The organism is Mycetohabitans sp. B3, assembly GCF_021498065.1.
Classification (GTDB): domain Bacteria; phylum Pseudomonadota; class Gammaproteobacteria; order Burkholderiales; family Burkholderiaceae; genus Mycetohabitans.
In genome coordinates, this window is record NZ_JAHLKN010000115.1 from 1 (window position 1) to 8,510 (window position 8,510).

The window sequence follows — 8,510 nt, forward strand, 5'->3', positions numbered from 1 at the left end:
CCTTCAGAATGCCTAATAGGCCAATGATTGCCTCAAGCGAGCGCTCGGCGCACAGCCCCACCACGACTTCCGGACCCACATCTAAGGTACGGAGGTAATGCGCCAGTTGGTTTGCCTTATCGTTTAATTGCGCATAGCTCAGCGTCTGATCCTCATAGACCAATGCCGTTGCATCCGGCGTGCGCTCCACCTGCGCTTCAAACAATTGGTGAATACACCAATGCGATGGATAATCCTGTTGCGTCGCGTTCCACGTCTGCAGCAACAACGTGCGCTCGGCCGGCGACAGCAATTCGACGCGCGTCACCGGATACGCTGCGTCAGCGGCCATCGCCTGCAACATCGTCTGTAAATACCCGATGTGTCGCTCGATCGTCGCACGATCGAACAGCGCCGTCGCATAGTGCAGAACGCCGACCATCTCTGCACCGGCTTCAGACAAGTGCAAATTCAGATCGAATTTGGCCACATCGTAAGCCCAATCCGCTGGCGTGACCTCTACCTCCGGCAGATCCCACACGGCACGTTCGTTGCTCTGCCACACGAACATCACTTGAAACAGCGGCGTATGCTCGAGCCGCCTCGGTGGCTGCACAATCTCCACCACTTGCTCGAACGGCACATCCTGATACGCTTGCGCTTCCAGCGTCGTGCGCCGCACCCGTTCAAGCAGCTGTGTGGCGCTCGGCTCGCCCGACACATCCATGCGCAACGCCAGCGTGTTTACAAAGAAGCCAATCAACGGCTCAATCTGAGGATGGTGACGATTGGCACTGGCCGTGCCAATGACCAGATCGTCTTGCCCCGACAACCGCGCGAGCACCGCGCTCCACGCGGCCAGCACCGTCATGAATAGCGTCGCGCCTTGCGCTTGGCTTAAACGCTTCAGCGCTTGCGTGATGGACGCATCGATCCGAATCGGCACGTAGGCACCGGCAAACGATTGCTGCGCCGGACGCGGCCGGTCAGTCGGCAACGTCAGCAGCACCGGGGCATCGGCCAGCTGCGTGCGCCAGTACTCACTTTGCGCCTTGAGCCGCTCACCCGAGAGCCACTGACGCTGCCACGCCGCATAATCCGGATATTGGATCGTCAGCGCCGGCAGCGGATCGGCCGGCTCCCCGCAGGCTGCGCGATACAACGTATTCAGTTCGCGCACCAGCACGCCGACCGACCAGCCATCCGACACGATATGGTGCTGCACGAGTAGCATCATGTACTCGTCCTCGGCCACTTGAATGCCGCACGCGCGCATCAACGGGCCACAGGCCAGGTCGAACGGCGCTTGGGCCGCCTCGGCGCTAAGTTGGGCGAGCTGAGTAGCCGCGTCAGCCACGCCGCGCAGGTCATGCCAGGTCATCGGCATCCCCGCCTCGGCGGGCAACAGCTGCACCTGTGGCTGACCGTCAACGCTGACGAACACCGAGCGCAGCGCTTCGTGACGCGCAAACAGCGCATTCAGTGCTTGTTGCCACGCCACCCGGTTCAAGGTACCGCGCAGGCGCAATGCCATCGGCATATGATACGTATCGCTCGCACCATCGAGCTGCGCAAAGAACCACAGCCGTTGCTGCGCGAACGACAGCGGCAGTGCACCGTCACGCGAGACCGGCGTGATCGCGGGTAGCGCCGCACCGTCTGACGCGCGTTGCGCCTCGAGTACCGCAGCCAAGCCGGCCAATGTGGGTGCAGCAAACAACGTCGCCAGCGGCAATGCGATGCCCAGCGCAGCTACCCGGTTCATTAAGCGCACCGCGAGCAGCGAATGACCACCGAGCGCGAAGAAATTGTCGTGCCGACCGACCGGCTCCACACCGAGCAATTCGGACCAAATCTGAGCCAGCGTGGTCTCGAGCTCGCCTTGTGGTGCTTCATACGCCTGGTGCGCAAACGCGTCAGCGCTGGGCGCCGGCAATGCGCGCCGATCCAGCTTGCCGTTTGGCGTCAGCGGCAACGCATCGAGTCGCACGAATGCACTGGGCACCATGTACTCGGGCAACGCGGCCGCCACATGCGTGCGCAACGTGCCCGCTAACGCGTCATCGGGATCGGCCACCACATACGCGACGAGCCGTTTATCTTGGCCTTCGCCTGTTGCCAATACCACCGCGTCGCGCACCTGCGTATGCTGAGCCACGCACGCCTCGATCTCACCGAGCTCAATGCGAAAGCCCCGGATCTTGACTTGATGATCGTTGCGGCCCAGGAATTCCAAGTTACCGTCCGGTAAATACCGCGCCAGGTCCCCCGTCTTGTACATCCGCGCATCGGGCTCAGAGGCGAACGGATCGCGCACAAAACGCTCGGCCGTCAACTCCGGGCGGTTTAGATAACCGCGTGCCACCCCGGCGCCACCGATATACAGCTCTCCCACCGCGCCCAGCGGCACCGGCTGCTTATATGCGTCTAGCAAATAAATTTTTAAATCAGGGATCCGCACGCCAATCGGACTGCCCATTTGAGTACTATCCTCAGGCCAGAGCGGTCGATAAGTTACATGCACGGTCGTTTCAGTAATCCCATACATGTTCACCAACTGCGGACCCTGCCCTGCGCGTGCGGCATACCACGCTTGCAAAATGGATGGCTCCAGCGCTTCTCCACCAAAAATCACATAGCGCAGTTGGTTCCTTAATGTACTTTGCGCTTGACTGGCAATAAATGTCTTGAACGCACTTGGGGTTTGATTCAATACCGTGACGCCCTGTTCACAGACTAATCGGTGGAAGTCTTGCGGTGAACGGGCAATAGGATAGGGAACTATGACGAGCTTGCCACCATAGCGCAATGCTCCCCAGAGCTCCCACACGGAAAAGTCAAACGCAAAGGAGTGAAACAGACACCAAGTATCGTTCTCGTCAAAGTGATACCAGGATTGTGTCGCATCGAATAGCCGCACCACCTGCGCGTGCTCGACCATCACCCCTTTGGGCGTGCCGGTCGAGCCCGACGTATAGATCACATACGCCAGATGTCGGGACGTCAGTGACGGCACCGACGGATTCGTCTCCCGCTGCGCCAGCAGCGTGTTCGGGTCCAGCACCGTAAGATGGGCCAAGGCCACCTCACCCAGCGCCGCCTGGCCCACTGCATCGGCCAACACAATGTCCGGCGCCGCATCCGCGAGAATATGCGCGAGCCGCGCGCCTGGATACGCTGGATCGAGTGGTACATACGCCCCACCCGCCTTCAGAATCGCCAACAGCCCCACCACCATCGCCGGGCTGCGCTGCACACAGATCGCCACCCGCGCATCGGGCTTCACACCTAATGCGATTAACTGATGCGCGAGGCGATTCGCCCGGGCATTCAACTGAGCGTAGCTGAGCGTCTGGCCCTCATAGACCAGTGCTGCCGACTCGGGCGTGCGCTCCACTTGCGCTTCAAACAGCTGGTGAATGCATTGGTGCGCCGGGTAGTCCTGCTGCGTCGCGTTCCACGTCTGCAGCAACAACGTGCGCTCGGCCGGCGACAGCAATTCGACGCGCGTGACAGGATGCGATGCGTCAGCAGCCATCGCCTGCAACATCGTCTGCAAATACCCGACGTGTCGCTCGATCGTCGCGCGATCGAACAGCGCCGTCGCATAGCCTAGCGCGCCGACCATCTCCTCGTCCGACTCGTACAGGTGCAGGTCCAGATCAAACTTGACCACGTCGTAAGCCCAATACGCTGGCGTGACCTCTACCTCCGGCAAATCCCACACGGCACGCTCGTTGCTCTGCCACGCAAACATCACCTGAAACAGCGGCGTATGCTCGAGCCGACGCGGCGGCTGCACAATCTCCACCACTTGCTCGAACGGCACATCCTGATGCGCTTGCGCTTCCAGCGTCGTGCGCCGCACCCGCTCGAGCAGCTGCGCCGCGCTCGGCTCGCCGAACACATCCACACGCAACGCCAGCGTGTTCACAAAAAAGCCAATCAATGGCTCAATCTGAGGATGGTGACGATTGGCGCTGGCCGTGCCAATGATCAGATCCTCTTGCCCCGACAGCCGCGCGAGCACCGCGCTCCACGCGGCCAGCACCGTCATGAATAGCGTCGCGCCTTGCGCTTGGCTCCAACGCTTGAGCTTACGGGTTGTCTGCGCATCGATCCGAATCGGCACGTAGGCACCGGCAAACGATTGCTGCGTCGGACGCGGCCGGTCAGTCGGCAACGTCAGCAGCACCGGTGCATCGGCCAGCTGCGTGCGCCAGTATTCGCTTTGCGCTTGCAGCCGCTCGCCCGAGAGCCACTGACGCTGCCACGCCGCATAATCCGGATATTGGATCGTCAGCGCCGGCAATGGATCGGCCGACTCACCACAGGCCGCGCGATACAACGTATTCAATTCGCGCACCAGCACGCCGATTGACCAGCCATCCGACACGATATGGTGCTGCACGAGCAGCATCACGTACTCGTCATCGGCCACTTGAATGCCGCACGCGCGCATCAACGGGCCACAGGCCAGGTCGAACGGCGCTTGGGCGGCCTCGGCGCTGAGTTGGGCGAGCTGAGCCGCCGCGTCAGCCACGCCGCGCAGGTCATGCCAGGTCATCGGCATCCCTGCCTCAGCGGGCAACAGCTGTACCTGCGGCTGACCCTCGACGCTGATGAACACCGAGCGCAGCGCTTCGTGACGCGCCCACAGCGCATCCAGTGCCAGCTGCCACGCGGTGATGTTAAGCGTGCCGCGCAGCCGCAGTGCCAGCGAGATATGATACGAGTCGCTCGCGCCGTTGAGGTGTGCAAGGAACCACAGCCTCTGCTGTGCGAACGACGACGGCAACGCACCGTCACGCGACACCGGCGTGATCACGGGCAGCACGGCGCGGTCCGTGCGGTGCGCATTCAATGCCGCGGCTAACCCGGCCAGCGTCGGCGCAGCAAACAACGTGGCCAGCGGCAATACGATGCCCAGCATGGCCACCCGGTTCATCAAGCGCACTGCCAGCAGCGAATGGCCACCCAACGCGAAGAAGCTGTCGTGTCGGCTGATTCTCTCCACGCCCAACAGCTCGGACCAGATTGCTGCTAACGTGGTCTCCAATTCACCCTGCGGCGCCTCGTACGCTTGATGCGCGAACGCTTGTGCATCGGGCGCCGGCAATGCCCGCCGATCCAGCTTGCCGTTCGGTGTCAGAGGGAATGCGTCAAGCTGAACGAACGCACTGGGCACCATGTAATCAGGCAACGCTGCCGCCACATGCGTGCGCAAGATACCTGCTAACGCGTCATCGGGATTGGCCACCACATACGCGACCAGCCGTTTATCCTGGCCTTCGCCCATGGCCAGCACCGCCGCCTCACGCACCTGCGTATGCTGAGCCAAGCATGCCTCGATCTCACCGGGCTCAATGCGAAAGCCGCGGATCTTGACTTGATGATCGTTGCGACCGAGGAATTCCAAGTTACCATCGGGCAAATACCGCGCCAAATCCCCGGTCTTGTACATCCGTGCATTGGGCTCGGCCGAGAACGGGTCGCACACAAAGCGCTCGGCCGTCAGCTCGGGACGATTCAGATAGCCACGCGCGACCCCCGCGCCGCCAATATACAGCTCACCCACTGCGCCCAGTGGCAACGGCTGACCGTAGCGGTCGAGCAGGTAAATGCGCGTGTTCGCAATCGGTCGGCCAATTGGGATACTGACGATGTCTTCCCGAATAGCGTTAATTCTATACGTCGTTGCAAACGTCGTACTTTCGGTCGGGCCATACCCGTTAATCAGTTGCCGCGGTGGCGTACCCTTTAGCACTTGCGCCACCACGCTGGCATCCAGTGTATCTCCTCCCACAATCAATGCCTTGAGTTGAGGGAAAATCGACCCTAGCTCTATAAACAACTGATTAAACAGTCCAACGGTGAGCCACAAAATGCTAATGCGCTGTTTCTGCAAGGTTTGAGCAAAAGCAGCAGGATTGAGCACCGTATCGCGATTGATAACGACAGCCGTGGCACCGTTGAGTAGCGGAGCCCAGACTTCAAAAGTACTCGCGTCAAATGCTGGGTTGGCTGCAAGCGCCACACGATCATCGGCCCCGACATCGAGATAACCATTGTTGATGACCAGTCGGGCAATGGAGCGATGCTCGACCATCACGCCCTTGGGCATACCCGTGGAACCGGACGTATAGATCACATACGCGAGATGGCGGGACGTCAGTGCTAGCACCGATGGATTGGTGTCCGCCCGCGCCGGCAATACATTCGGATCGAGCACCGTGCGTGACGCGAGCGTCGCCTCACCGAGAGCGGCCCGACCCACCGCATCGGCCAACACAATGTCCGGCGCCGCATCCGTGAGGATATGCGCGAGCCGCTCGCCCGGATAGCTTGGGTCGAGCGGCACATACGCCCCACCCGCCTTCAGAATCGCCAACAGCCCCACCACCATCGCCGGGCTGCGCTCGACACAGATCGCCACACGCGCATCGGGCTTAACGCCCAACTCGATCAACTGATGCGCCAAGCGATTCGCCTGTGCATTGAGCTGCGCGTAGCTCAGCGTCCGCTCTTCAACCACCAACGCCGGCGCCTCAGGCGTGCGCTCGACCTGCGCTTCGAACAATTGGTGAATGCATTGATGCGCCGGATAGTCCTGCTGCGTCGCGTTCCACGTCTCAAACAGTAAGGTGCGTTCCTCTTTAGGTAGCATCTCTAACTGCTCGACCGGCCACTCGGGTGTCGTCTCCAGTGCCGCAGCCAGGCTCTCTAGCACCTGCTGCATATACCCGCACACCTGATCCGGGTCCAGCGACGTCACCACCTGCGCCGTCAGTCCCAGCGCTTGACCGAAATCTTCGACCGACAGTGTCAATGGGTAATTGGTGCGCTCCTGCGCGCTCAAGAGTTCAACGCCCGGCAGCCTGCCGCTCTCACCGATGCTAACCGCATTGTGCCGATAATTGAGCAGCGCACTGAACAGGGGCGTGCCCGCCGGCACCCCGCTACAGCGCTGTGCCAGCGCCAATGACGCATGCTCATGCTCGAGCAGCGCCGCCAGCCGCGCATGCGTCGCACGCACCGCTGCCTCCACACTGCTATCCAGGTCTACCCGCAGCGGCAGCGTATTGATAAACAAGCCCATCGCGCTGTCGGCGCCTTCCCCCGCTTGCATCCGCCCGAATAGCACCGTGCCGAACACCACGCGCTGTTGGCCACTGGCGCGTGCAAGCACCTGCGCCCACGCCAGATGGCACAGGCTGGCCAAACTTACGCTTAACCGCTTGGCGTGCGCGCGCAGCCGATCGTTCAGTGCTTGGGGCAGCATCCAGTGTGCTTCGGCAACCTGTACGCCGTCTCGATGTACGTCCGTGAGCCCAAATGGCAGCGTCGGCTCCTCAATATCCGCAAGTTGCTCGGTGAAAAAACGCTCATGCCCAGTTTGACTGACACCCAGGCGCGCCTGCGCCACCAGGTTACGGAACGGTTGTGCTGCTGGCAGCGTTTCGCCTTCACCTTCGATAAACGCACGCACCTCCGCGTGCATCACCTCCAGCGTCGAGTGATCGCCAATTAAGTGATGCAGCAGCTGGACCGCTAACCACCGGCCATCGGTATCTTGTGCAATCGCAAAACGCAGCAGCGGCGCTTGCGTCAGGTCCAGCTGCGTATGACGCGGATCGAAGCGTCGCGCCAACTGCTCGGCAATCGGCCCCTCCTTCGCCTCCAGCGCAAGTTTGGTCACCGACAGCGGCGCCTGCCGCCACACCACTTGCACGGGCGTGGACAGCCCTTCCCACACAAACGCGGTGCGCAGAATGTCGTGCCGGTTGATGACCTGCTGAACGGCAGCCAGATACTGATCAAGCCGCTCGCGCGTGTCAAAGGCCAGCTGCGCAATCGCCAGGTACGGATCCTCGTCAGTGGCCAACAGATGGTGAAACAGGATGCCGTCTTGCAATGGTGACAACGCATAGATATCCTGGATGTTCGCGACACCATCGGGCACCTGTTGAACGATCCGGTCAATCTCGGCTTGCGTCAGCTCGATCAGCGGCAGCAAGTCTGGTGTGAGCGCCGTCGTCTCACGCGTGATGCGATTCGCTGACACCGCCACGTCGCGATGCTGACCTAACGACTGGGCCAGAACGCTGAGCACCGGTGTATCGAACAACGTGCGCACCGATAACTCCAAATCAACACGCCGCAAGCGCTCGATTAACCGTATTGCGAGCAATGAATGCCCACCGAGCGCGAAGAAATTATCGTGCCGACCGACTCGTTTGACACCCAGCAACTCGCTCCAGATCGCCGCTAGCGTGGTCTCGAGCTCGCCCTGTGGCGCTTCATATACTTGCAACGCAAAAGCCGCGCCATCTGGCGCCGGCAGCGCACGCTGGTTCAGCTTGCCGCTCAGCGTCAAAGGCAGCGTGTCAAGCTGCACGAACGCGACCGGCACCATGTAATCCGGCAGCGCTTGACTGAGATAAGCTTTGAGCTCAACCGGTGTCATCACCCCACCGTCAGCCGCGACCCAATAGGCCACCAAACGTCTGTCACCCGGACAATCCTCGCGC

At 61.3% G+C, this 8,510-nt stretch carries 1 pseudogene; it reads right to left on the reverse strand.

Annotation, left to right across the window (positions count from 1 at the left end):
* Nucleotides 1-8,491: pseudogene (locus KQH55_RS15835) on the reverse strand (amino acid adenylation domain-containing protein); the annotation flags it as partial.
* Nucleotides 8,492-8,510: the final 19 nt, after the last annotated feature.